Raw genomic sequence first — 24535 nt, 5'->3', positions numbered from 1 at the left:
CCTCGGCGAGGGCAGGCAGGGTCACAACAAGCCCGGGTGGGGCCTGGCAGGCGAGCGCCTTTGAACCACGCGTCACGCAGCTCGCAGACTCAGGTCTGGCAACCCCGCTATCGTGGTCCGGCGTCCGGCTGGAAGAGTTTCCAGCGAGCGCCCGACGGTAGACCGGAGGCTTTGCGACCCCGGCTTTCGCTCGGGTGTGCCCTGATGTGTCCGGACTGTAGCCACTGTGAGGGTGCGCAACAAGAAGCCATTTTGCACCGCACCAAAACAGCGTACGACACTGTGACGGATGTCACGAATCGCCGCTGATATTCCCGGAATGGCGATCCGCAGTTCGCGCATTCGCCTTGAAATAAGTCGATTCTGTTTCGGTATTGATAAATGTGACAGAACAATCCACCCCGCGCCCTCCGGGGTATTCAGCGACTGTCCGCCGACAGCACTTAATCGGACATATTTTGCAATGTGCGATTCGCGATCGTCGGTTTGTGATTTATTACCCGCATGATTCGAGGCAGCAGTTCCAATGCTGGCCGAAATCTCCATCGATTCCTAGAATTCATGGGTTATGCGCTCTTTCCGCGCAGTTTTTACGAAACGCCACTTTCATTTTCTGTATCACCAGATGACCCCGTCACCGACCGCTCAGACACACCGGCCCGCCGCGCTCGATCCGCGCAGCCTGGGCCGCCCGGTGCACCTGCTGCCGCAGGTGGCCCAGCGCCTGCGCGAGGCGCTGCAGCGCCTGCTCGTGCAGCCGTGGAACCGCCGTTATCACAGCCGCTACGAACTGCAGGCGCTGACGCTGCGTCCGCTGCCGGACGCGTCTCGGGACGCGGGCGATGCGCTGCGCTGGCTGCGGGCCGCCGGCCCGGCCGGCTTGCTGGCCTGCCGCATCGACCGGCCGCTGGTGCTGGCGCTGATGGCCAGGCGGCTCGGCCTGGGCGCGGACACCGCGCTGGCGACCGCCGGCACGCCGCCCACCGCGACCGAGGATCGATTGCTGCACCTGCTCGCCGGGCAGTTCGCCAGCCTGTGCGTGTCGTGGCTCGCGCAGGCCTCGCGTCCGGACGGCGACGCCAGGCAAGACCTGCCCCTCGAGAACGATCTGCCGCCGCTTCAGGGGGGCACCCTGCCCGCCTTCGGCCCCGACGGCTGGGAGCTGGTCGCCTCGCTGCGCGACGGCGATCAGGAAGCCGCGATCTCGCTGGCCCTGGCCGGCGCCTACCTGCTGCCGCTGCTGCGCCAGTTGTCCGCGCAGCACCGTCCCTCGCGTCCGCCAGCGCAACAGCAAGCGCTGGACCATCGCCTGGCCCTGACGCTGCAGGCGCGTCTGCTCGAGCGAGCGCTGGACCTGGGCGCGGTGCTGGACCTGCGCCCAGGGGCGCTGATCCCCATCCGGCTGGCCGACGCGACCGTGATGGTCGAGGGCTCGCCGCTGATGAGCGCGGCCGTGGCCGAACACCAGGGCAAGTTGTGCCTGACCTCTTTCCAAGACCTGGAGTGATTGATGATGAGCGATACCGATCTGATCGCCGGCCTGCTCGACGAACCGATGGCGGAAGACGCCCGGATGGTCGAGTCCCGCCCCGCCGGCCGCGACCTGCCCGCGCTGATGCGCAAGATCCCGGTCACGCTGACGCTGGAGGTCGGCGAGGCGCGCGTGTCGCTGCATGACCTGGCGCAGCTGCAGGCCGACAGCGTCGTCGAGCTCGACACGCTGGCCGGCGCGCCGCTGGTGATCAAGGTGAACGGCACGCCGATCGGCCATGCCGAGGTCGTCGTCAGCGGCGACAGCCACGCGCTGCGCGTGCTGGACATCGACGGCCTGGACCTGGACCGGCTGGGGTCATGACGATGGACGACGCGACCGCCGCCGAACGTGTGCGGCGCCGCCCGTGGACGTTCAGGCTGGTCGCGCTGGGCGGCCTGATCGCGCTCGCGTCGGTCGGGGCGGAGCCGGCGACGGCGGCCATCCGCATCGCCGGCGCGGGCGCCGGTGGCGGCGACTTCACCTTGAAGACGCAGGTGCTGGTCATCATGACGCTGCTCGGGCTGCTGCCCGTGCTGGTGCTGATGATGACGAGCTTCACCCGCTTCGTGATCGTGCTGTCGCTGCTGCGCCAGGCGCTGGGCCTGCAGCAGGGCCTGCCGAACCGGCTGGTGACCGGCATCGCGCTGATCCTGACGATCCTCGTGATGAAGCCCATCGGCACGCAGGTCTATGAGCAGGCGATGCTGCCCTACGACAGCGACCGCATCACGCTGATGCAGGCGCTGGCGATCGCGGAGAAGCCGGTGTCGCGCTTCATGCTGGCGCAGACCGGCAAGAGCGCGCTGGCCCAGATCGCGCAGCTGGCGGGGGAAACGGACGTCGCCCGACCCGAGGACCACAGCTTCCCGGTGAAGCTGGCCGCCTTCACGCTGTCGGAGCTGAAGACCGCGTTCCAGATCGGCTGCATGCTCTTCATCCCCTTCCTGGTGATCGACCTGGTCGTGTCCTCGGTGCTGATGGCGATGGGGATGATGATGCTGTCGCCGCTGGTGATCTCGCTGCCGCTGAAGCTGCTGCTGTTCGTGCTGGTGGACGGCTGGACGCTGACGGTGAACACGCTGGTGTCCAGCGTGCGCGGGGTGGCGGGATGACGCCCGAGATCGCGGCCGACCTGATCGGCGAGAGCCTGCACCTGACCATGCTGCTGGTGCTGGTGCTCATCCTGCCGGGGCTGGTGACGGGCCTGGTCGTGGCGCTGTTCCAGGCCGCGACGCAGATCAACGAGCAGACGCTGGCCTTCCTGCCGCGGCTGCTGGTGACGCTGCTGGTGCTGGGTCTGGCGGGCCGCTGGATGGTGGGCCTGCTGATGGACTATTGCGTCTCGATCTTCGAGCGCGCGGCGCAGCTGGCGTCGTAGCAGGACTCGTCGGGAGGCGCCCCGTGGACATCGACTTCGGCCAGCTCACCGCGTGGCTCAGCGCGCTGTGGTGGCCCTTCTGCCGCATCCTGGCGATGCTCGCGGCCGCGCCAACCATGGGCGACGCCGGCATGCCGATGTCGGCGCGTGTGCTGCTGTCGCTGGTGCTGGCGGTGGTGATGATGCCGATCGCGCAATCGACCGCCATGCACATCCCGGTCTTCTCGATGCAGGGCGTGCTGGCCGCCGCCGAGCAGGTGATCCTCGGGCTGACCATGGGCCTCACCTTCCATCTGGCGATCGCGGTGATCGGGGTCCTGGGCTTCCTGCTGTCGTCGCAGCTCGGACTGGCGATGGCGGTGATGAACGATCCGATCAACGGGAGCTCGTCGGACGTCGTCGGCGCGCTGCTCAACATCCTGTGCGTGCTCGCCTTCTTCGGCATGGACGGCCACCTGCTGTTCACTGCCGTGCTTGGCGAGAGCTTCCGCGCCTGGCCCCTGGGCGCCGGGCTGTCGCTGCTGACCTTGCAGAACCTCGCCTACAACCTCGCGTGGGTGTTCTCGGCGGCGCTGCTGCTGGCGATGCCGGTGGTGGCCGCGACACTGGTCGTGCAGCTGGGCATGGGCTTCCTGAACCGCGTGGCGCCGACGCTCAACCTGTTCTCGCTGGGCTACTCGCTGGTCACGCTCTTCGGGCTGTTCATGCTGACGCAGATGCTGGCCCACGTGCCGGCGCACTACCTGCGCATGACGCAGCAGCTGCTGCGGATGCTGGAGCAAGGCATGCGCGGCGTGCCCGAGGCGGCAGGCGTCGTCGGCATGATCGGACCGGGAGGCCTGCATGGCTGAATCCGACACCGCCGACAAGAGCGAGAAGGCCTCCGAGCAGAAGCTGCGCAAGGCGCGCGAGCAAGGTCAGGTCGCGCGCAGCAAGGACATCGGCGCGGCGGTCGGCCTGCTGGTCGGACTGAAGCTGCTGATGATGATCGCGCCGTCCTACCTGGAGGACTTCGCGCGGCTGTTCCGGTTGGCGCTCGCGCCGCTGGGCGGCGACGATGCGTTGCAGGGGTTGGACGCGCTCTGGGGCGAGGCCGCGCAGGAGTCGCTGTGGCTGCTCGCGACGATGGTGATGCCGTTGCTGGCGCTGCCCGCGGCGGTGATCCTCGCGACGCAGCTGGGCGGCGGCATCGTGTTCACGCCTTCGCAATGGGCGCCCAAGTTCTCGAAGCTCAATCCACTGAGCAACCTCGGCCGGCTCTTCAGCGCGAAGCACTACACCGAGCTCGCCGCGACCTTGATGAAGACGGGCGGCGTGCTCGCCGTGCTGTATTGGCTGACGACCGCCTACGCGGCGCAGTATGTGCAGCTGCAGGGGCTGAGCCTGCCGATGGCGCTGGCCCGCGCGGCCTCGCTGGTGATGGACGGGCTGCTGACGCTCGCGGCGGTGCTCGCCTTCTACGCCCTGATCGATGTGCCCTTGCAGCGCCTGCTGTTCCTGCGCAACCAACGCATGAGCAAGCAGGAGGTCAAGGAGGAATACAAGCAGAACGAAGGCCGGCCCGAGGTGCGCCAGCGCATCCGGCAGTTGCAGCAGCAGCTGGCGCGGCGCAGCATCCGCAAGTCCGTGCCCGAGGCCGACGTCGTCATCGTCAACCCGTCGCACTACGCGGTCGCGCTGCGCTACGACAGCACGAAAGCGGAAGCGCCTTACGTCGTCGCCAAGGGCGTCGACGAGATGGCGCTCTACATCCGCTCGCTGGCGCGCGAGCACCGCGTGCAGCTGCTGGAGCTGCCGCCGCTGGCGCGCGCGCTCTACAACAGCGCGCAGGTGCAGCAGCAGATTCCCGCGTCGCTGTACCAGGCGGTCGCGCAGGTGCTCAGCTACGTGATGCAGCTGAAGGCCTTCCACGCGGGCCGCCGTCCCACCGAACCCAGCCTGGCGGGCGACCTGCCGGTGCCGCGCCATCTCTCCGATCCGGAGTCCGAATGAAGTCCTCTCCGCCCTCCTCCGCCACATCGTCCACGACGTCCGCGTCCGCCGCTTCCTCGCGCTCCGCCGGGGCCGCCAACGCGGGACGCTTCGGACGCCTCGGCCAGCAGCTGCGCGACCTGCGCGTGGCGGCGCCGCTGTTCCTGCTGGCCATCCTGGCGATGGTGATCCTGCCGCTGCCGCCGGTGCTGCTGGACGTGCTGTTCACCTTCAACATCGTGCTGTCGCTGGTGGTGATCCTGGTCAGCGTCAACAGCAGGCGGCCGCTGGACTTCTCGATCTTCCCGAGCGTGATCCTGGCGACGACGCTGATGCGGCTGTCGATGAACGTCGCCTCCACGCGCGTGGTGCTGCTGCACGGGCACGAGGGCACGCACGCGGCGGGCAAGGTGATCGAGGCTTTCGGCAACGTGGTCATCGGCGGCAACTTCATCGTCGGCCTGGTGGTCTTCGTGATCCTGATGGTGGTGAACTTCATCGTCGTCACCAAGGGCGCGGAACGGATCTCGGAGGTGTCGGCGCGCTTCACGCTGGACGCGCTGCCCGGCAAGCAGATGGCGATCGACGCCGACCTCAACGCCGGCCTGATCAACCAGGACCAGGCGCAGAAGCGCCGCCAGGAAGTCGGTACCGAGGCGGACTTCTACGGCGCGATGGACGGCGCGAGCAAGTTCGTGCGCGGCGACGCGATCGCGTCCATCCTGATCCTGCTGATCAACCTGGTGGGCGGCGTCGCGATCGGCGCGTTGATGCACGGGCTGTCGCTCGGCGAGGCGATCCGCCAGTACGGCCTGCTGACGATCGGCGATGGCCTGGTCGCGCAGATCCCTGCGCTGCTGCTGTCGGCGGCGGCCGCGATCATCGTGACGCGGGTGAGCGATTCGGGCGAGTTCGAGCAGCAGGTCAGCGACCAGATGCTGGCGTCACCGCAGGTGCTGACCAGCGCGGCGGGCGTGATGGGCGTGCTGGCGCTGATTCCGGGCATGCCGTGGCTGGCCTTCGGCGCGTTCGCGGTGGCGCTGGCCTATGCGGCGTGGCGGATGGGCGACCGCTCGCGCGACCGCATCCAGCCGGCCGCGCCGGTGGAGAGCGCGCTGGTCGCCGGCACGCCGCCGGAGATCGACTGGCGCGCGCTGCCGGTGGTGGAGGCGGTGTCGGTGAGCCTGGGCTACAAGCTGGTCGGACTGATCGATCCGGCGCAGGGCGCGCCGCTGCAGGCGCGGGTGCGGGGGATGCGGCAGTCGCTGAGCGAAACGCTGGGCGTGCTGCTGCCGACGCTGGCGGTGCGGGACGACCTGTCGCTGAAGCCGAGTCAGTACGCGATCTCGCTGAGCGGCGCGGTGGTGGCGCAGGCGGAGGTCTATCCGGACCGGCTGATGGCGATCGCGTCGGGCCAGGTGTGGGGCGACGTGGACGGGATTCCCGGCTTCGACCCGGCGTATGCGATGCCGGTCACGTGGATCGAGGCCGGACACAAGGCGCACGCGCTGGGGCTGGGTTACCAGGTGGTGGACGTGGCGAGCGTGATCGCGACCCACGTCTCGAAGGTGCTGCGCGAGCAGTTGCCGGAGCTGCTGAAGTTCGACGACATCGCCGCGCTGATGGAGCGCCTGAACGCGATCGCGCCCAAGCTGGGCGGCGCGTTGGACAAGGCCTACACGCATGCGCAGCTGCTGAAGGTGATGCGGCTGCTGCTGGCCGAGGGGGTAGCGGTGAAGGACATCCAGAGCATTGCGTCGACGCTGGTCGAGAACGCGGAGGCGACCAAGGATCCGGTGCTGCTGGCGGCGGAGGTGCGTTGCGCCTTGAAGCGCCAGATCGTGTCGCAGCTGCAGGGGCCGCAAGGGGCCTTGAGCGCGCTGAAGGTGTTCAACCTCGGCAGCGATCTGGAGAACCACCTGTTGAACGCGTTGAACCAGGCGCGCGCCGGCGGCGCGAAGGTGCAGCTGGACAGCTATCCGGTGGATCCGCAGCTGCTGTCGCAGCTGCAGCAGCACATGCCGGGGGCGCGGGATCAGATGAAGTCGCTGGGCGCGCCGCCGGCGCTGCTCGTCATGCCGCAGGTGCGGCCGCTGCTGGCGCGCTACGCCCGGCTCTTCGCGCCCGGGCTGGCCGTGCTCTCCTACAACGAGGTGCCGGATCAGAAGGAGATTGCGGTGGTGGGGACGCTGGGGTGAGTGCTAGACGCCCCTTCCGCCTTCGGGTGTGCTTCCCCCGGGCCTCCGCCATCCAGCTTTCGCCCCTTGAAACCTCGAAAGACTTTTTCCAACGGTCGCCCGCGAAGCACTCTGTTGCGCGGTGCAACAGCCGTCGCGGCTTCTGCAGAAATACATTGGCAACAAACCAGCCAATGAGCCGCCTCCATGCAGAAGCAACGCCTCCTCCGCCGTCCGTTCACGGGCATGAGCCCGATCGCCGCGGCGTTCTCGCTGGCGATCCTCACGGCCTGCGGAGGCGGATCGGGGTCGAGTGAAGCCTCGCCGCCGCCGGTGGCAACCACTCCGCCACCGACTGGGGCCAGCTCGCCGACTACGCCGACGACACCAACAACGCCGACAACTCCGCAGAATCCGGAAACGCCGACCACCACGCCGACACCTGCTCCCGTGCCTCCTGCCGTGGCGGACGATCCCCAGACGGCCGCCACCTTCACCGCGACCGACGCCGACCTCCCCAACCCCGAGCGCGGCTTCTACCGGTGGACCTGGTCCAACCTCGACACGTTCACCCGCGCCGACGCCGACGACGCCTACAAGGCGGGCTATCGCCTGCTGTTCTCCAAGCTGGACCTGTCCGCCTATCGCGGTTCAGACCTGACCCCGGCACTGCTCGCGCAGGTCGAGACGGCGTTCGAGCATGCGCGCGCCGCCGGCGTGAAGCTGGTGATCCGCGCTGTCTACAACTACCCCGAGTCCGAGGTCGACTACCAGAACGCCAAGGACGCGCCGCTGTCCCGCGTGCTCGCACACATCACGCAGTTCAAGCCGGTGCTGCAGCGCAACGCCGACGTGATCGCGTTCATGCAGGCAGGCTTCATCGGCGCGTGGGGCGAGTGGCACACCTCCTCCAACAACCTGACCGCGGCGGCCAGCCGCAACCAGATCCGCGATGCGTTGCTCGCCGCGCTGCCGGCGAGCCGGTTCATCCAGCTGCGTTATCCGCCGTATGTGATGGACGGCACGCCGACGCTGCCGAACTTGAGCGCGGTGCTGGCCGGCGGCCTGCGGGTGGGCGTGCACAACGACTGCTTCCTGGCGAGCAAGACGGATGTCGGCACCTATGACGACAACGCGACCACCGCGACGAAACAGCGCGACTACGTCGACCGGCTTGGCGACCTCGCACCCTTCGGCGGCGAGACCTGCAACCCGGCCGACGAAGCCGGCGCCGTGCCGCGCAGCCAATGCGCCGACATCCTCGCCGAGGGCGCGCGCTACAACCTCACCTACCTCAATGACGAGTACTACCGCACCGCCTTCCACGACAAGTGGGTGCAAGGCGGCTGCATGGCCGAAGTGCGCCGGAAGATGGGCTATCGGCTGGCGCTGATGAAGGTGTCGCACGCGGCGTCCGTCGCGCGGGGCCAGTCCTTGAGTCTGAAGCTGGAGTTGCGCAACGACGGCTGGGCGCGGGTGTTCAATCCGCGCGGCGTTCAATTCGTGTTGAAGAACGCCACGAGCGGCGAGGTGCGTCGCATCGATGCCTCGGGCGCGGATCCGCGCACGTGGCTGCCGAGCGGCGTCGATCAGGCGGCGACGCTCGCCGCGTCCGTGCCGGCCGATCTGCCGACCGGTCGTTATCAGGTCAGCGTGGCCTTGCCCGACGGCGACACGCGTCTGGCCAACGATGCGCGCTTCGCGATCCGCTGGGCCAATGCGGACAACGCCGCGTCGGGACAACGCTGGGATGCCACCCTGGGGGCCTTCTCGCTCGGCACCGTCATCGACGTGAAGTGACCGGGTGTTGTTGACTGCGATCAGCGCGAAGCCATCGATTCCGCCTGCAGGCGGCCGATGGCCGTGATGCGCTGAAGACGTCGCAAGGCCTGATGCGCCGACGGCCCGTCGCAGTCGTCGTGCTCCAGCGTCGCGGCCAGCGCTGCGCGCAGTCGCGGAATGTCATTCGCGGACGCCGCGCGACGGAACCACACACTGAAGCACAACGACGTCAACGACGCGCGCTCGCGTTCATCGAGCGCCGCGAAGTCGCGCTGCCATCGAGGCATCGTCGTCCTGGGCGGCAGGACATCGAGCAGGTCGCCGTCGATCCGCCGTCCGATGGCCACGGACCGCTCCGCGGACACCGGTGCCGCGCCAGGCTGCAGCGTGATCGCGCACAACATGCCCATCACGAGCGTCGCGTGATACGAGGTCCGCATGACCACGTCCTCATGCGCGAGGCCGGACGCCGGCGATCCCGCCCACCGCGCGTAGTGCGGTCCCGGCAGGAACGCGTGCTCATCCTGCACCCGCGCCAGCAGCTCGAACGCGAAGATCGCCGCCGCGCTCCACGGCTGCCGCAACATCGGCCAGGTCCACAGCAGCTCCGCCGCCAGATCGAAGTTGTCCGCATCGAGCGCCGCGGCCAGACCCGCTTCCGCTTCGGCGAGGATGTCCTCGACCGGGCGCGGCAGAGGCACCGTACGCCGCCCCATGTCGGAGGCGTACATCACCACGTGCGTGAACATGTAGAGGTCCAGCGTGGAGCAGCCCAGCACGTCGAGCGGCCACCCGATGCAGGTGGCGACCAGCAGTTCCTCATCGATCGGCTCGACATCGACCCGACCGCGCCGGATCTGGTCGAGCCAGGCGCATTCGAGCTGGTGATTCGGCAGGCGTTCCGGACCGCAGGCATCCTCGCCGTCGAGGATGTCGTGGAGCAACCGGTCGAAGGCCTCGTCCGGGTACCCGGCGTCGCCCAGGAACAGATGCGCCGACGCATGCTCCAGCGCTCGACCGGCGTCGTTGCACAGGCGCTCCCGCACCCGCGCCCCGCGCGCCTGCGCCACGAGCTGCACCGCGAGCAGCCGGGACTCGACATCGAGCGTCTCGTCCTCGCCGCGCAGGGGCGCCGTCGTGCGCAGCAGCATCGCGGCCTCGCCGACGACCTTCCCCAGCACCAGCGCGGCCGGCTGTTCCGGGCCGCCTGTCGCAGGCACCTCCCCCGACGTCCCCCCCGACGCCTCCTCCGCGGCCGCCACGGCCGACTTCAAGCTTCTCCGGGCCAGGCGCACCGCGAGGTGCACCCGGCCGAGCAGGTCGTCCCGACGTCGGGCCGCGACCGACCGCCTGCCCACCACCGGCCGGACCACGGGCATCGAGACGACCGCGCTCATGGCCTCACCCGCGCAGCTGCGGGCCGTTGCGCAGGATGTCGAGCTCCGGTCCGGGCCAGCCGCAGTTCCAGATGGCGTGGCGGTTGATGATGGTGACCAGCGGCTCGCCCTGCAGCAGGGCGCGTTCGCCGAACTTGGCGAAGGTCGCGCTCACCGCGTCGATGTTGATGGCCTTGCTCTCGACGAGCGCTTCGATGACCTGCTGCTGGAATGCGGTTCTCGCTTCGGTTCTCATGGCTGACTCCTAGGTAATGCCTTGGCGCATCGGGAACAAAGCGGACTGCTTCCCCTCGATCGCCTACCGGTTGTAGGTGGCGCTCCCGCCGCCCACTACCCCTAGGTCTCCTCCCTCTGAAGGGGTCCCTCCAATGGGCGCCCGCGAATGAGCGCCCTCCATCGGGGGATGGCTGCGCGAAGATCGATTAGGTAATTACCCGCAGTTGTACGACATCGCTCTTGAACCGGGATGTCCTGCTCGCTACCATCCGCTCACGCTGGTACCGGTACCAATTCAAATGCGATGACGGTTCCAGCGCTGTTGTAGCCACGGAGACAAGCCCCTCATGACCTCGCCCCAAGACCTCAAAGCGACCATTTCCCACGGCCTGCTGTCGTTCCCGCTGACCGACTTCGACGCCCAGTTGAACTTCGCGCCCAAGCCCTACGCCGAGCGCCTGGAATGGCTGATGCCTTACGGCGCCACCGCCCTGTTCGCCGCCGGCGGCACCGGCGAGTTCTTCTCGCTCGAACCCAGGGAATACAGCGACGTCATCCGCGTCGCCGTCGAGACCTGCAAGGGCCGCATGCCCATCATCGCGGGCGCCGGCGGCCCGACCAGGGTCGCCATCCAGTACGCGCAGGAAGCCGAGCGCCTGGGCGCCCAGGGCATCCTGCTGCTGCCGCACTACCTGACCGAAGCGTCGCAGGAGGGCCTGGTCGCCCACGTGCAGGCCGTGTGCCGCAGCGTCAAGTTCGGCGTCATCGTCTACAACCGCGGCGCCTGCCGCCTGACGCCCGAATCGCTGCTCAAGCTGGCCGACACCTGCCCCAACCTGATCGGCTTCAAGGACGGCTTCGGCGACATCGAATCCTTCGTCTCCATCCGCCAGACCCTGGGCGACCGCTTCAGCTACCTGGGCGGCCTGCCCACCGCCGAGGTCTTCGCCGGCGCCTACCGGGCCATGGGCTGCCCGGTGTACTCGTCGGCCGTCTTCAACTTCATCCCGAAGACCGCCATCGACTTCTACAACGCCCACGCCGCCGGCGACACCGCCACGACGGACCGCCTGATCCAGGAGTTCTTCCTGCCCTACATCGCCCTGCGCAACAAGGGCCACGGCTACGCGGTCTCCATCGTCAAGGCCGGCGCCACCCTCATCGGCCACACCGCCGGCCCGGTGCGCCCGCCGCTGTCCGACCTCAAGCCCGCCGAAGTCGACGAGCTGGGCGCCCTGATCTCCAAGCTGGGTCCGCAGTAATGTTCAAGAACCTCATCAACGGCGAGTGGGTCGACGGCCCCCGCGCGTCCCGCAACATCAACCCGAGCGACACGCGCGACGTGGTCGGCGAGTACGCCCAGGCCGACGTGACGCAGACCCGCGCCGCGATCGCCGCCGCGCGCAACGCCTTCGGCAAGTGGAGCCTGGCGACGCCGCAGCAGCGCTTCGACGTGCTCGACGCCGCAGGCGCCGAGATCCTCGCGCGCCGCGCGGAGCTCGGCGACCTGCTCGCCCGCGAGGAAGGCAAGACGCTGCCCGAAGCGATCGGCGAAGTCGCCCGCGCCGGCAACATCTTCAAGTTCTTCGCCGGCGAGGCGCTGCGCGTCGGCGGCGAGGTCGTGCCATCCGTGCGTCCCGGCGTCGGCGTCGAGGTGACGCGCGAGCCCATCGGCGTCGTCGGCCTGATCACGCCGTGGAACTTCCCGATCGCGATCCCGGCCTGGAAGATCGCCCCCGCCCTCGCCTTCGGCAACAGCGTGGTGCTCAAGCCGGCCGACCTGGTGCCGGGCTCGGCCTGGGCCCTGGCCGACATCCTCAAGCGCGCGGGCCTGCCCGACGGCGTCTTCAATCTTGTCATGGGCCGCGGCTCCGAGGTCGGCGCCGAGCTGCTCGAGAACACCGGCGTGGACGCCATCAGCTTCACCGGCAGCGTGGCCACCGGCCAGCGCGTCGCGGCGGCCTGCGTCGCGCGCGGTGCGAAGTTCCAGCTGGAGATGGGCGGCAAGAACCCGTTCGTCGTGCTGGACGACGCCGACCTCGACATCGCCGTCGCGGCCGCGATCAACAGCGGCTTCTTCTCGACCGGCCAGCGCTGCACGGCGTCGTCGCGCCTGATCGTGACCGAAGGCATCCATGACCGCTTCGTGGCCGCCATGGTCGAGCGCATGAAGACGCTGAAGGTCGACGACGCCCGCCAGGCCGGTACCGACATCGGCCCGGTCGTCGACGAGCGACAGCTCGCGCAGGACCTGGAGTACATCGCCATCGCCAAGGCGGAAGGCGCGACGCTCGCCGCCGGCGGCGACGCCGTGGCCAGCAGCAGCGCGGGCGCGCCCGGCTTCTATCTGACACCGGCGCTCTTCACCGAGACCGTCCCGGCCATGCGCATCAACCGCGAAGAAGTCTTCGGCCCGGTCGTCAGCGTGATCAAGGCGAAGAACTATGACGAGGCGCTGCATCTGGCCAACGACACGCCGTTCGGCCTGGCCACCGGCATCGCGACGACCTCGCTGAAGCACGCGACGCACTTCAAGCGCCACGCGCAGGCCGGCATGGTGATGGTCAACCTGCCGACGGCGGGCGTCGACTATCACGTGCCCTTCGGCGGCCGCAAGTCGTCGAGCTACGGCCCGCGCGAACAGGGCCGCTACGCCGCCGAGTTCTACACCACGGTCAAGACCGCTTACACGCAGGCGTGATCCACGCATGACGGCACGGCGCGGGCTCCAGGCCCGCACCGTGCCCTGACCGAATCGGCGGGCCCCGCGGGGCGGCCCGCCCTCCCCCCAGGCAAGCCGGCGCAGACCGGCCTCGATACGATTCCGGAGACAACATGCAGTTATCCCTCTCCTCCTCGGCCACGAGCGGCATCGGCCGCGCGCGCTTCGGCGTGCTGGCGATGATCTTCGCCGTGACCGTCCTGAATTACGCGGACCGCGCCACGGTCGGCGTCGCCGGCCCCGTCCTGTCCAAGGAATTGGGCATCGACTCGATCCAGATGGGCTTCATCTTCTCGGCCTTCAGCTGGTCCTACGTGCTGGGCCAGCTGCCCGGCGGCTGGCTGCTCGACAGGTTCGGCGCCAAGCAGGTCTACGCCTGGAGCATCCTGCTCTGGTCGCTGTTCACCATGCTGCAGGGCAGCGTGCATCACATGGGCATGGACGCCATGCTCTTCGGCCTGCCGCTGGCCGTCGCGTCGCTGTTCCTGATGCGCCTGATGGTCGGTCTGGCCGAGGCGCCCTCCTTCCCCGCCAACGGCCGCATGGTCGCCGCCTGGTTCCCGGTGAGGGAACGCGGCACCGCCTCGGCGATCTTCAACTCGGCGCAATACTTCGCCACTGTGCTGTTCGCACCCATCATGGCGTGGATCGTGCACGCGGTCGGCTGGTCCGAGGTCTTCTACTTCATGGGCGCGCTGGGCATCGTGATGAGCGTGGTGTGGATGCGCACCATGTACAACAGCCCGGCCGATCATCCGACCATCACGGCCGCGGAACGCGAGCACATCGAGTCCGGCGGCGCGCTGCTGTCCAGCGGCAAGGCCAAGGAAGCGTCCGGCCCCAAGCTCGGCTACCTCAAGCAGCTGCTGGGCAACCGCATGCTGATGGGCGTCTACATCGCGCAGTACTGCGTGAACGTGCTCACCTATTTCTTCCTGACCTGGTTCCCGATCTACCTGGTCAAGGAACGCGGCATGTCGCTGCTCAACGCCGGCATCGTCGCGGCGCTGCCCGCGATCTGCGGCTTCGCCGGCGGCGTGCTGGGCGGCGTGATCTCGGACTGGCTGCTGCGTCGCGGCCATTCGCTGACCTTCGCCCGCAAGGTGCCGATCGTCGTCGGCATGCTGCTGTCGACCTCGATGATCGCGTGCAACTACGTCGGCATCGAGGCCGTCGTGGTCGGCATCATGGCGCTGGCTTTCTTCGGCAAGGGCCTGGGCGCCCTGGGCTGGGCGGTGGTGTCGGACACCTCGCCCAAGGAGATCGCCGGCCTGTCGGGCGCGCTGTTCAACACCTTCGGCAACGTCGCGGGCATCGTGACGCCCATCGTGATCGGCTACATCGTGCAGACGACGAAGTCGTTCAACGGCGCGCTGGTGTTCGTCGGCGCGCACGCGCTGATCGCGGTGGCAAGCTATCTGCTCATCGTCGGCGAGATCAAACGCGTCGAATTGAAGCCCGTCTGAACGTCCGGACGGGAGGGCGCCGAGCACCGCGCCCCCGCCCTTCCCCATTCCCCCAGGTTGAATCGACCCAGGACACCGCCATGATCACCTCCCCGCTGACCATCCAGATCCACGAGGCTGACAACGTCGCCATCGTGGCCAACGACGGCGGACTGCCCGAAGGCACGGTGCTGGCCTCCGGGCTGGTGCTGCGCAACCACGTGCCGCAGGGCCACAAGGTCGCGCTGGTCGACCTGCCGGCCGACGCGGCGGTGCTGCGCTACAACGTGCCGATCGGCTACGCGCTGCAGGACATCCCGGCCGGCAGCTGGGTGCACGAACGCCTGCTGCGCATGCCGCCGGCGCGCGAGCTCGAGGGCCTCCCGATGGCCACGGTGAAGGCGCCCGCGCAGGAACCGCTCGAGGGCTACACCTTCCAGGGCTACCGCAACGCGGACGGCTCGGTGGGCACGCGCAACATCCTGGCGATCACGCAGACGGTGCAATGCGTGTCGGGGGTGGTCGAGTTCGCGGTGGACCGCATCAAGCGCGAGCTGCTGCCGAAGTACCCGAACGTCGACGACGTCGTCGGCCTGGCGCACACCTACGGCTGCGGCGTCGCGATCGACGCGCCCGACGCGGTGATCCCGATCCGCACGGTGCGCAACATCAGTCTGAACCCGAACTTCGGCGGCGAGGTGATGGTGGTCAGCCTGGGCTGCGAGAAGCTGCAGCCCGAGCGGCTGATGCCGCCGGGGGTGATCCCGATCGCGGATCAGCGCGGCCAGGGCGTGGAAGGCGTCGCCGCGGAGGCGCTCGACGTCGTCTGCCTGCAGGATGCGAAGCACGTCGGTTTCATGTCGATGATCGATTCGGTGATGACGCAGGCGACCGTCCACCTGGAGCGCCTCAACCAGCGTCGCCGCGTGACGGTGCCGGCGTCGGAGCTGGTGGTCGGCGTGCAGTGCGGCGGCAGCGATGCGTTCTCCGGCGTCACGGCGAATCCGACGGTGGGCTACTGCGCGGACCTGCTGGTGCGCGCGGGCGCCACGGTGATGTTCAGCGAGAACACCGAAGTCCGCGACGGCATCGCGCAGCTGACCTCTCGCGCGAGCTCGCCCGAGGTGGCGGAGGCGATGGTGCGCGAGATGGCCTGGTACGACGCCTACCTGGAGCGCGGCAGCGTCGACCGCAGCGCCAACACCACACCGGGCAACAAGAAGGGCGGGCTGTCCAACATCGTCGAGAAGGCGATGGGCTCGATCGTGAAGAGCGGCAGCTCGGCGATCTCGGGCGTGCTGTCGCCGGGCAACAAGCTGACGCGCGAGCAGCGCGGGCTGATCTACGCGGCCACGCCGGCCAGCGACTTCATCTGCGGCACGCTGCAGCTGGCCGCGGGCATGAACCTGCATGTCTTCACGACGGGCCGCGGCACGCCCTACGGCCTGGCGGAATGCCCGGTGATCAAGGTCGCGACGCGCAGCGACCTGGCGCGCCGCTGGCACGATCTGATGGACATCAACGCCGGCCAGATCGCCGACGGCGAGAAGTCCATCCAGGAAATGGGCTGGGAGATGTTCCGGCTGATGCTCGACGTGGCCTCAGGCCGCAAGACCTGGGCGGAGCAGCACAAGCTGCACAACGCGCTGGTGCTGTTCAATCCGGCGCCGGTGACTTGAGGCGACCCGGCCACGGCGGGCGCGCGTCGAGCCCTCCCGGCGTCCGGCGCTACTGATCGACCCACTGCACCTTCACGGGACGGCCACGGCCAGTCCGATCGCCAGGCTGACGCCGATGGCCAGCGGGATGCGCATGTCGCGTCGCTTCAGGCCGGCCGCCGCGCGTGCGGCGAGCACCTCCGGACGTCCCAGGCGGAAGGTGACCCATCCCACCACGGTGATGGCCGCCAGGCCGTACAGCGTCGTCGCGAGCAGGCCCGACCACGGCGCCAGCTTCCACTGCAGCAGCGTCAGATCCCACGGCGTCTGCCAGGGCGCGACGAGGAAGGTCAGCAGGAGCGCGCCGAGGATGAAGGTTCCAAGCGGTACGACGCCAAGACCGGTCGCACGCCGCCCGCAGGGTTCATCCCGGCTCAGCCGGATCCGGACCCGGTGAGTGGCCACTGGCCGGGCTGGGTGGCGGCCGAGGGACCGGACTCGCGCTACATCCACGAGGCGGTGCAGGCGGCTGCCACGCGGTATCCGCGAGGCATTCCGGACGGCACCTACGAGGTCTGCGGACCGCGCATCGGCACCCGTCACGGCGCGAATCCGGAGAACCTCACCGAGCACGTGCTCATCCCGCACGGCGAGGATGTGCTGACGGACGCTCCGAGGACCTTTGCCGGTCTGATGGCGTACCTGCGGGACAAGCCGATTGAAGGCATCGTGTGGCATCACGAAGATGGCCGCAGGGTGAAGATCAAGAAGGCGGATTTCCCGTTCTGATCCAGTCCTGATCGTGTGTTCAAGGAGGAGCCGAGGCTCCTCCTTTTTTATGCGCTGTCGGCCGCGCAGGAATGAGAGCCACTGCTCAGGGCACCATCGTCGCCTGCCTGAACGACACCGCCAGGATCTCCGCCAACTGGTCCAGCAGCTGTTCCGTGTCATCGTCCGGCAGTGGCTCATGCGCCGCGGTCTCCGCGCGCCCCGACCCGAGCAGCGCATGGAACGGCGTGCACCCCATCGCGCCGATGGGCTGGTGCTCGCCCAGGGAGCGGTCCTGGTACGGCGTGAACGGCCGCACCGTCAGATCCACCATCGTCCCCAGCATCCGCTGCACGTTGCCGCGGTGATCGCGCTGCACCACCCGGCCACGCGCCAGCACGCAGCGGTAGCCTGAGCCGTTGCTGCGCAGGCGGAAGCGCTGCTCGTAGGTGTCGGTGAAGCCGTCGAAGTGCGCCCGCAAGGTCAGCATCATCGGCTCGAGGTCCTCGGGATGGACGCGGCAGCGCCAGAACGCCGTGCTGTCGGGCCGGTCCGGATGCGGAAAGCCCAGGTGCGCCTTCCAGCGCGGCGAGTAATGCACCAGCTCCAGCGGCGGGTTCAAGTCCCAGACACCGAAGGCGCCCTGCTCGACCGCCGTCCGCCAGTTCCTGACTTCGTCATGACGGATCCCCATGAAGAGGTATCTTGCGCCCCGCTCCAGCGACGGTCAACGCGCGTTCCCCCTGACGGAGGGGGAAAGCAGCCGACGCGCCACACCTCCCATGAGCGGCTTGACAGCCTGGAGGCCTACCCCAGCGCCGTCACCAGTTCGGCGGCCGCCGTCAGCAAGGCCGTGTCCGAACGCATCGGCGGCGACGGATCCACCGGGACCCACAGGGGCTGCTTGCGCCAGCCCAGGCGCTGCAGGCGGAAACCCGCCCGCACCAGTGCCGCGACCACGCGCGGCAACTCGCCGCGCAGCGCCGTCAGCACGTGGTCGTGTTCGGCCAGGACCGTCAGTTCCAGCGCCGCGCGCGTGCCCTGGAGCTGAAGGCCGACGGCCTCTGCGCGCCAGCGCAGGAGGAGACTCAGCGCGGGCTCCTCGCCGGGCGCGGATGCGGCCGGCGCATGCGGCGCGTCGTCATGGCGGGCCGACGATCCGGGGCCGGAAGACCGTCCTGGCGGGTCGCCAGGGTCCCGGCCCTCTCGCCGGACCCAATAGGGAATCGGCAGCAGCCACAGCGGCTCACCGCCCGGCCCCACGGGCACCTGGCCGTGCGCCAGCGCCAGGGTCCAGGCCGACACCAATCCAGCCGGCGTGCGCGCCGGCGGGGTCTCGACGATCGCGGTCAAGAGCTGCCGCCGCCATTGCGCCAGGTCCACCCGCAAGGCGGACAGCTGACCCCAGGCGCTGGGCATCGCGCCATCGCCACGCCTCCCGGCAGCGCCAGCGTTGGGGGAAGCCGCACCGACATTGGCGGGATCCCGGCGGCGCTCGATCACTTCGAGCTCCATCCGCGGCATCACCGCCCGCACGCGCAGCAGCACCTGGTCGCCCGGCAGCAGGTCGTCCAGCGGCGGCTCGATCAGCGTCATGATCTCGCCGCTGTCGAGCGACTCCAGCCGCCAGGCGGATCCGCCACCGTTGCGGTCGCCGCCGCCCGACAGACGCAGCACCGCGCCGGGCGCCAGTCCGCCGACATCGCGCAACGACGCCTGCAGCCGCCCGACGGCGCCGATGCCGCTCACGCCGCCGACCACGCCGGCATTCGATGTCGATCCCGCCATGTGCCCCCGCCTCGCGCGGCCGTTCCGCCTGCCGTTGAAAAAGGAAAGGGCCGGACGTTGCCGTCCAGCCCTTGCGTCGATGTCGTCGGGCGCGCCGCGCGGCGCGCCCCGCGGTCATCAGCCCAGCAGCGACATGACCAGGCCGGACATGCTGTTGCTCTGCTTGAGCATCGCCGTGCCCGACTGCATCAGCATCTGCTTGGTCGTCATCGTCGACGATTCGGCGGCGTAGTCCGTGTCCATGATCCGGCCCTTGGCGGCGGCCGTGTTGGTGCTCATGTTCTGCAGGTTGTTGTAGACATGGTCCAGGCGGTTGGCCGCCGCACCGAAGGAGGCGCGCAGTTCGCCGACCTTGTCGATCGCGCCGCCGATGGTGGTCAGCATGGCGTTCGTCGCGGCCGACAGTTCGGTGCCGGCGGCCGGCGTGGCGGCATACTGCGTCGACACCGTGCCCAGCGCCGTCGTCAGCGCGGTCAGCTGCGTGCTGACGTCCACCGACATCGATTCGCCGGCCGAGGCGCCGATCTGGAAGCTCATCGCGGCGGACATCTTGCCCAGCGTGCCGTCGATGGTGGCGCCGTCCGAGAACAGCTGCGTGCCGCCGAAGGACGTATTCTTGATGATGTTGGTCAGTTCGGTGCCGAGCGCGTCGTACTCGCCCTGCATCGCGGTCTTGTCGGTCGCGGTCGACGAGGCCGAGAAGGCTTCCGTCGCCAGGTCCTTCATGCGCAGCAGGATGTTGCTGACTTCGTTCAGCGCGCCTTCGCCGGTCTGCAGCATCGAGATGCCGTTCTGCGTGTTGCGCTGGGCCACGGCCATGCCGCGGGTCTGAGCGTCCAGACGCGTGGCGATCTGCAGGCCGGCCGCATCGTCCATCGCGGAGTTGACGCGGAAGCCGGTCCCCAGGCGGGTCATCGACGTGGCCAGGCTCTTCTGCGTCGAGCTCAGCGAGTTCTGGGTCGACAGGGCCGAGGCATTGGTGTGCAGGCTCAACATGGTGATTCGCTCCTTGAGAGTGTGGGCAAGCGCCGGGGCGCTTCGTTGATCGAAGGGCTTGAGCTGCCCTCCCACTCACAAGACGACCGGTTGTCCGGGCGACTTAAATGCGGGGGGAGAAAAAACGCCTACCTCACCTCGTACATGTAGCGCCGCGTCAACGGCACCGGCGCCGGCCCGCCATCGCGCTTGCTGGCCAGGATCTGGTACAGGCCCAGTTCGCCGGTTTCGAATTCCAGCGCCGAGGCCGCCATGTACAGGCGCCAGATCCGGTAATGCGCTTCGTCCACGTACTGCAGCGCCTGGTCGTGGCCCTCCTCCAGCGTCGCGACCCAGGCACGCAGCGTTTTCGCGTAATGCATGCGCAGCGCTTCGACGTCGTGGAGTTCGAACTGCTCCTGCTCCATCACCCGCATCACGTTGCTCGCCCGGTCCAGCTCGCCGTCCGGAAAGACGTAGCGGTTGATGAACGTCGACGACAAGGCCTGCCCCCAGCCGTCCTCCTCATGGGTGATGCCGTGGTTCAGGAACAGCCCCGCCGGCTTGAGCAGCCGGTTCACGCTGGCAAAGTAGGTCGGCAGGTTCTTCAGGCCGACGTGCTCGAACATGCCGACGCTGGCAATCTTGTCGAACTGGCCCGTCATGTCCCGGTAGTCGCACAGTCGGACCTCCACCTGCCCCTGCAGACCCGCCGCGGCGACGCGCTCCCGCGCAAGCGCCCGCTGGCGTTCCGACAGCGTGATGCCGATGGCCTTCACGCCGTAATGACGCGCCGCATGCATCACCAGCGCTCCCCAGCCGCAGCCGATGTCCAGCAGTTCCTCGCCGGGCTGCAGACGCAGCTTGCGGCAGATGTGGTCCAGCTTGGACCACTGGGCGCGCGCCAGCGGGGTGTCGTCGGTCTCGTAATAGGCGCAGGAATAGACCATCGCCGGGTCCAGCCACAGCGCGTAGAAGTCGTTGGACAGGTCGTAATGGAAGGCGATGGCGGCCTTGTTCTCGGCCCGCGTGTGGCGGCGCACGCCGTCGGCGCGCAGCGCCGCGTCGGTCGCGGGCGGCACCGGCGCCAGCAGCCGCACGGCCAGGCGCAGGCGGTCGCTCCAGGAGAGCGTCAGTTCCGGCAGGTGGTCCTTGAGTTGCAGCGCGGCGAAGAAGTCCCCCTCGACGTCGATCTGTCCGGAGAAGTAGGCCTCGGCGAAACGCAGCGGGTCGCGCCCCAGCAGCAGGCGCCGCAGCGCGGTGGGCTCGTTCAGGACCAGGGTGAACTCGGCCGGCTGGTGCGCCTGCCGGCCCAGTCGCGTCGCCCAGTGCCCCAGCCGCAGCCCGACGCTGCCCGGATAGGCCGAGAACAGGCGCTGCAGCAGCGTCAATCCGGCGGGCGGCAGCGGCGGCGCGCCGGCGGCGTCGGAGATCACATCGATCGCCCGGGGGGCGGCGCTCGACGTGGGCGACAGCAGGTCCTGGTCCATGGGTCCCTCGTCCGGAAAAGCTGCGAAAGAAGGTTGGTCGGATGCGCCCCAGGGTCAGTTCTTGTCGGCCCGGGTGCAGGCGGCCTTGAAGTCCTGCGGCGATGGTAGCCAATGCCTCCACGCCCCGCCCGGACTGGGGACATTGATGCCGGCTGCGGGCCCGTGAGTTGCCGGTTTCCCGCTGGACGGGGTGGGGGATGCCAGGCTGAAGGGGGTGTGACGGGGGGCGTTGCGCCCTCGCACAAGCTCGCCCGAAGGAGTCATCACAAGCGCGCCGCCCGAGGCCACAATCAGCCCCGATACCCCTACCCCATCGCCCTCAGAGAAACCGTCCCGCCTCCCCGGATGCCAGGAGCGCGCCAGGACCCCAAAAGCCAAGGAGTGAGCCATGCCCCATGCATTTGCCAACACCGTCGCCAGCTTCAAGACCGCCTCCGGGAAGAGCGGCAAGTACTACTCGCTGCCCGAGCTGGCCAAGCGCTTCCCCAACGTGAACCAGCTGCCGGTCTCGATCCGGCTGGTGCTCGAATCGGTGCTGCGCAACTGCGACGGCAAGCGCGTGACCGAGGAGCATGTCGAGCAGCTCGCCAACTGGCAGCCCAACGCGCCCCGCAACGAGGAGATCCCCTTCGTGGTCGCCCGCGTGGTGCTGCAGGACTTCACCGGCGTGCCGCTGCTGGCCGACCTGGCCGCGATGCGCAACGTCGCCCAGGCGCAGGGCAAGGATCCGAAGACGATCGAACCGCTGGTGCCGGTGGACCTGGTCGTCGACCACTCCATCATGATCGACCACTTCGGCAGCCCCAAGGCGCTGGACCTGAACATGAAGCTGGAGTTCGAGCGCAACCGCGAACGCTATGAGTTCATGAAATGGGGCATGCAGGCCTTCGACACCTTCGGCGTGGTCCCGCCCGGCTTCGGCATCGTCCACCAGGTCAACCTCGAGTACCTCGCCCGCGGCGTGCACAAGACCGCCGGCGGCGCCGGCAAGGACAGCGTCTACTACCCCGACACGCTGGTGGGCACCGACAGCCACACGACGATGATCAACGGCGTGGGCGTGGTGGGCTGGGGCGTCGGCGGCATCGAGGCCGAGGCCGGCATGCTCGGCCAGCCAGTCTATTTCCTGACGCCGGACGTCGTGGGCTTCGAGCTCAGCGGCCGCCTGCGCGAGGGCGTCACCGCCACCGACCTGGTGCTGACCGTCACCGAGATCCTGCGCAAGGCCAAGGTGGTCGGCAAGTTCGTCGAGTTCTTCGGCGAGGGCACGGCCTCGCTGTCCGTCCCCGACCGCGCCACCATCGGCAACATGGCGCCCGAGTACGGCGCGACGATGGGCTTCTTCCCCGTCGACGAGCGCACCATCGACTACTTCAAGGGCACCGGCCGCACGACCGACGAGATCGAGGCCTTCGAGAGCTACTTCCGCGCCCAGGGCCTGTTCGGCGTCCCCCAGGCGGGCGACATCCGCTTCAGCCAGGTGGTGTCGCTGGACCTGGGCACGGTCGTGCCCTCGCTGGCCGGCCCGAAGCGCCCGCAGGACCGCATCGTCATCACCGACCTGGCCAAGACCTTCGCCTCGTTGTTCACCCGGCCCGTGGCGGAGAACGGCTTCAACCAGCCGGTCGACAAGCTGCCGAAGTCCTTCCCGGTGGGCGGCGCGCAGAAGGGTCTGGACCTCTTCAACGGCGACGTGCTGATCGCCGCAATCACCTCCTGCACCAACACGTCCAACCCGAGCGTGATGCTGGCCGCCGGCCTGCTGGCCAAGAAGGCGGTGGAGGCCGGACTGAAGGTCCAGCCGCACATCAAGACCTCGCTCGCGCCGGGCTCGCGCATCGTGACCGAATACCTCCAGAACGCCGGCCTGCTGCCCTACCTGGAGAAGCTGGGCTTCTCCGTGGCCGCCTACGGCTGCACGACGTGCATCGGCAACGCCGGCGACCTGACGCCCGAGATCAACGAGGCGATCACCGGCAACGACCTGGTCTGCGCCGCGGTGCTGTCGGGCAACCGCAACTTCGAGGCGCGCATCCACCCCAACATCAAGGCCAATTTCCTGGCCAGCCCGCCGCTGGTGGTCGCGTATGCCATCGCCGGCAACGTGACGCGCGACCTGATGACGGAACCGGTCGGCCTGGGCACGGGCGGCAAGCCGGTGTACCTGGGCGACATCTGGCCGACCAGCGACGAGATCCACGCGCTGCTGAAGCTGGCGCTGAATCCGGAGGCGTTCCGCGCCAACTACGGCAAGGTCAAGGCCGAGCCGGGCAAGCTGTGGGAGAAGATCAAGGGCGGCACCGGGCAGGTCTACGGCTGGCCCAAGAGCACCTACATCGCGCAGCCGCCCTTCTTCGGCAACTTCACCCAGATCCCCGAAGCGCAGGAAGCCGGCGTCAAGGGCGCGCGCATCATGGCGCTGTTCGGCGACTCGATCACCACCGACCACATCTCCCCGGCCGGTTCGATCAAGGAGGTCTCGCCCGCCGGCGCCTACCTCAAGGACAAGGGCGTGCTCAAGGCCGACTTCAACAGCTACGGCTCGCGCCGCGGCAACCATGAAGTCATGATGCGCGGCACCTTCGCCAACGTCCGGATCAAGAACCTGATGATTCCGGCCAAGCCGGACGGCGCGCGCGAGGAAGGCGGCCTGACGCTGTTCCAGCCCGGCGGCGAGAAGATGTTCATCTACGACGCGGCGATGCGCTACATCGCCGCCGGCACGCCGACAGTGATCTTCGCCGGCGAGGAATACGGCACCGGCTCCAGCCGCGACTGGGCGGCCAAGGGCACGCAGTTGCTGGGCATCGGGGCGGTCGTGGCCAAGAGCTTCGAACGCATCCACCGCTCCAATCTGGTCGGCATGGGCGTGCTGCCGCTGCAGTTCCGTCCGGGAGATTCCTGGGAATCGCTGGGCCTGAAGGGCGACGAGGTCATCGACATCGAACTCGGCGACGAGATCAAGCCGCAGTCCGAGGCGACGCTGGTCATCCGCGCGGCCGACGGTGTCGCGCCGGAACGCCGCGTCCCGCTGATCCTGCGCATCGACACGCCGATCGAGGTCGAGTACTACCGGCACGGCGGCATCCTGCCTTACGTGCTGCGCCAGCTGCTGGCCGCGTGATCGAGGCGCACCAGCGCCGCTGATCCGCCACTGAAGTCGCTGAAGAAAGGGCTGACGCCGCTGTCGACGATGTCGAAAGCGGCGTCAGCCAACCGTCGTGAGGGTGAGAC

General features: G+C 68.7%; 21 protein-coding genes and 1 riboswitch. Of the genes, 14 read left to right on the top strand and 7 right to left on the bottom strand.

All coding sequences use genetic code 11. The features are described from left to right. Positions 1–94 precede the first annotated feature (94 nt). Positions 95–211: riboswitch (cyclic di-GMP riboswitch) on the bottom strand. Between the two features lie 414 nt (positions 212–625). The 8 genes from PV762_RS02725 (at position 626) to PV762_RS02690 (ending at position 8860) form a co-directional block, all read left to right on the top strand. Continuing rightward, on the top strand, positions 626–1507 hold the full coding sequence (locus tag PV762_RS02725) for a FliM/FliN family flagellar motor switch protein (RefSeq protein WP_421033484.1): 882 nt from the start codon (positions 626–628) through the stop codon (positions 1505–1507). A gap of 6 nt (positions 1508–1513) precedes the next feature. Next, complete coding sequence (locus PV762_RS02720; protein ID WP_421033483.1) at positions 1514–1855, top strand: FliM/FliN family flagellar motor switch protein; 342 nt, start codon at positions 1514–1516, stop codon at positions 1853–1855. A gap of 2 nt (positions 1856–1857) precedes the next feature. Continuing rightward, positions 1858–2646: a flagellar type III secretion system pore protein FliP gene (gene fliP, locus PV762_RS02715; protein ID WP_421033713.1), complete on the top strand. Its 789-nt coding sequence runs from the start codon at positions 1858–1860 to the stop codon at positions 2644–2646. Further along, positions 2643–2912 (top strand): flagellar biosynthesis protein FliQ, encoded by a 270-nt coding sequence (gene fliQ / locus PV762_RS02710; protein WP_331613048.1) that lies wholly within the window; start codon positions 2643–2645, stop codon positions 2910–2912. Before fliP ends, fliQ begins: the two co-directional genes overlap by 4 nt. Before the next feature lie 23 nt (positions 2913–2935). Continuing rightward, positions 2936–3763, top strand: a complete 828-nt coding sequence (locus PV762_RS02705) for a flagellar biosynthetic protein FliR (protein ID WP_421033482.1) — start codon at positions 2936–2938, stop codon at positions 3761–3763. After that, entirely contained in the window at positions 3756–4904 is a 1149-nt protein-coding gene (flhB, locus tag PV762_RS02700) for a flagellar type III secretion system protein FlhB (protein ID WP_421033481.1), read from the top strand. Before PV762_RS02705 ends, flhB begins: the two co-directional genes overlap by 8 nt. Next, the gene (locus PV762_RS02695) at positions 4901–7081 is read left to right on the top strand and encodes a flagellar biosynthesis protein FlhA (RefSeq protein ID WP_421033480.1); all 2181 of its coding nucleotides are present in this window, start codon (positions 4901–4903) and stop codon (positions 7079–7081) included. Before flhB ends, PV762_RS02695 begins: the two co-directional genes overlap by 4 nt. A 441-nt stretch (positions 7082–7522) precedes the next feature. Beyond that, the gene (locus PV762_RS02690) at positions 7523–8860 is read left to right on the top strand and encodes a DUF4832 domain-containing protein (protein ID WP_421033479.1); all 1338 of its coding nucleotides are present in this window, start codon (positions 7523–7525) and stop codon (positions 8858–8860) included. A gap of 20 nt (positions 8861–8880) precedes the next feature. On the opposite strand, the gene PV762_RS02685 is transcribed toward PV762_RS02690, so the two are convergent. Together PV762_RS02685 and PV762_RS02680 are read right to left on the bottom strand one after the other, a co-directional pair. Beyond that, a complete protein-coding gene (locus PV762_RS02685) occupies positions 8881–10239 on the bottom strand; it encodes a DUF6895 family protein (protein WP_421033478.1) in 1359 nt (452 codons plus the stop codon). A gap of 4 nt (positions 10240–10243) precedes the next feature. Beyond that, positions 10244–10474 (bottom strand): hypothetical protein, encoded by a 231-nt coding sequence (locus tag PV762_RS02680; RefSeq protein WP_421033477.1) that lies wholly within the window; start codon positions 10472–10474, stop codon positions 10244–10246. 328 nt (positions 10475–10802) lie between these two features. Here PV762_RS02680 and kdgD point away from each other — a divergent pair, with 328 nt between their 5' ends. From kdgD to garD, 4 genes are all read left to right on the top strand, one after another. Beyond that, a complete protein-coding gene (kdgD, locus tag PV762_RS02675) occupies positions 10803–11717 on the top strand; it encodes a 5-dehydro-4-deoxyglucarate dehydratase (protein WP_421033476.1) in 915 nt (304 codons plus the stop codon). Next, positions 11717–13156, top strand: a complete 1440-nt coding sequence (locus PV762_RS02670; RefSeq protein ID WP_421033475.1) for an aldehyde dehydrogenase family protein — start codon at positions 11717–11719, stop codon at positions 13154–13156. The genes kdgD and PV762_RS02670 overlap by 1 nt, the downstream gene beginning before the upstream one ends. A gap of 134 nt (positions 13157–13290) precedes the next feature. After that, on the top strand, positions 13291–14643 hold the full coding sequence (locus tag PV762_RS02665; RefSeq protein ID WP_421033474.1) for an MFS transporter: 1353 nt from the start codon (positions 13291–13293) through the stop codon (positions 14641–14643). A gap of 80 nt (positions 14644–14723) precedes the next feature. Further along, the gene (garD, locus tag PV762_RS02660; RefSeq protein ID WP_421033473.1) at positions 14724–16301 is read left to right on the top strand and encodes a galactarate dehydratase; all 1578 of its coding nucleotides are present in this window, start codon (positions 14724–14726) and stop codon (positions 16299–16301) included. Between the two features lie 72 nt (positions 16302–16373). Here garD and PV762_RS02655 read toward each other — a convergent pair whose 3' ends face one another. After that, positions 16374–16745, bottom strand: a complete 372-nt coding sequence (locus PV762_RS02655; protein ID WP_421033472.1) for a hypothetical protein — start codon at positions 16743–16745, stop codon at positions 16374–16376. On the opposite strand from PV762_RS02655, the gene PV762_RS02650 reads away from it, so the two are divergent. Next, positions 16734–17069 carry a hypothetical protein gene (locus tag PV762_RS02650; protein ID WP_421033471.1) on the top strand — a complete coding sequence of 112 codons (336 nt, stop codon included), beginning with the start codon at positions 16734–16736 and terminating at the stop codon, positions 17067–17069. The genes PV762_RS02655 and PV762_RS02650 overlap by 12 nt on opposite strands. Positions 17070–17154: 85 nt before the next feature. Here the strand turns inward: PV762_RS02650 and PV762_RS02645 are convergent, their stop codons facing one another. From PV762_RS02645 to PV762_RS02630, 4 genes are all read right to left on the bottom strand, one after another. Beyond that, a complete protein-coding gene (locus PV762_RS02645) occupies positions 17155–17742 on the bottom strand; it encodes a PAS domain-containing protein (RefSeq protein ID WP_421033470.1) in 588 nt (195 codons plus the stop codon). A 113-nt stretch (positions 17743–17855) separates the two neighbouring features. Then, positions 17856–18836 (bottom strand): hypothetical protein, encoded by a 981-nt coding sequence (locus tag PV762_RS02640; protein WP_421033469.1) that lies wholly within the window; start codon positions 18834–18836, stop codon positions 17856–17858. A 117-nt stretch (positions 18837–18953) separates the two neighbouring features. After that, a complete protein-coding gene (locus tag PV762_RS02635) occupies positions 18954–19832 on the bottom strand; it encodes a flagellin (RefSeq protein ID WP_421033468.1) in 879 nt (292 codons plus the stop codon). Between the two features lie 128 nt (positions 19833–19960). After that, on the bottom strand, positions 19961–21301 hold the full coding sequence (locus tag PV762_RS02630) for a class I SAM-dependent methyltransferase (protein WP_421033467.1): 1341 nt from the start codon (positions 21299–21301) through the stop codon (positions 19961–19963). 388 nt (positions 21302–21689) lie between these two features. Here PV762_RS02630 and acnA point away from each other — a divergent pair, with 388 nt between their 5' ends. Beyond that, the gene (gene acnA, locus PV762_RS02625; protein ID WP_421033466.1) at positions 21690–24425 is read left to right on the top strand and encodes an aconitate hydratase AcnA; all 2736 of its coding nucleotides are present in this window, start codon (positions 21690–21692) and stop codon (positions 24423–24425) included. Positions 24426–24535: the final 110 nt, after the last annotated feature.

The organism is Mitsuaria sp. CC2 (genome assembly GCF_048957715.1).
Taxonomy (GTDB): Bacteria; Pseudomonadota; Gammaproteobacteria; order Burkholderiales; family Burkholderiaceae_C; genus Roseateles.
This window is presented reverse-complemented; position numbering and strand designations above follow the sequence as displayed.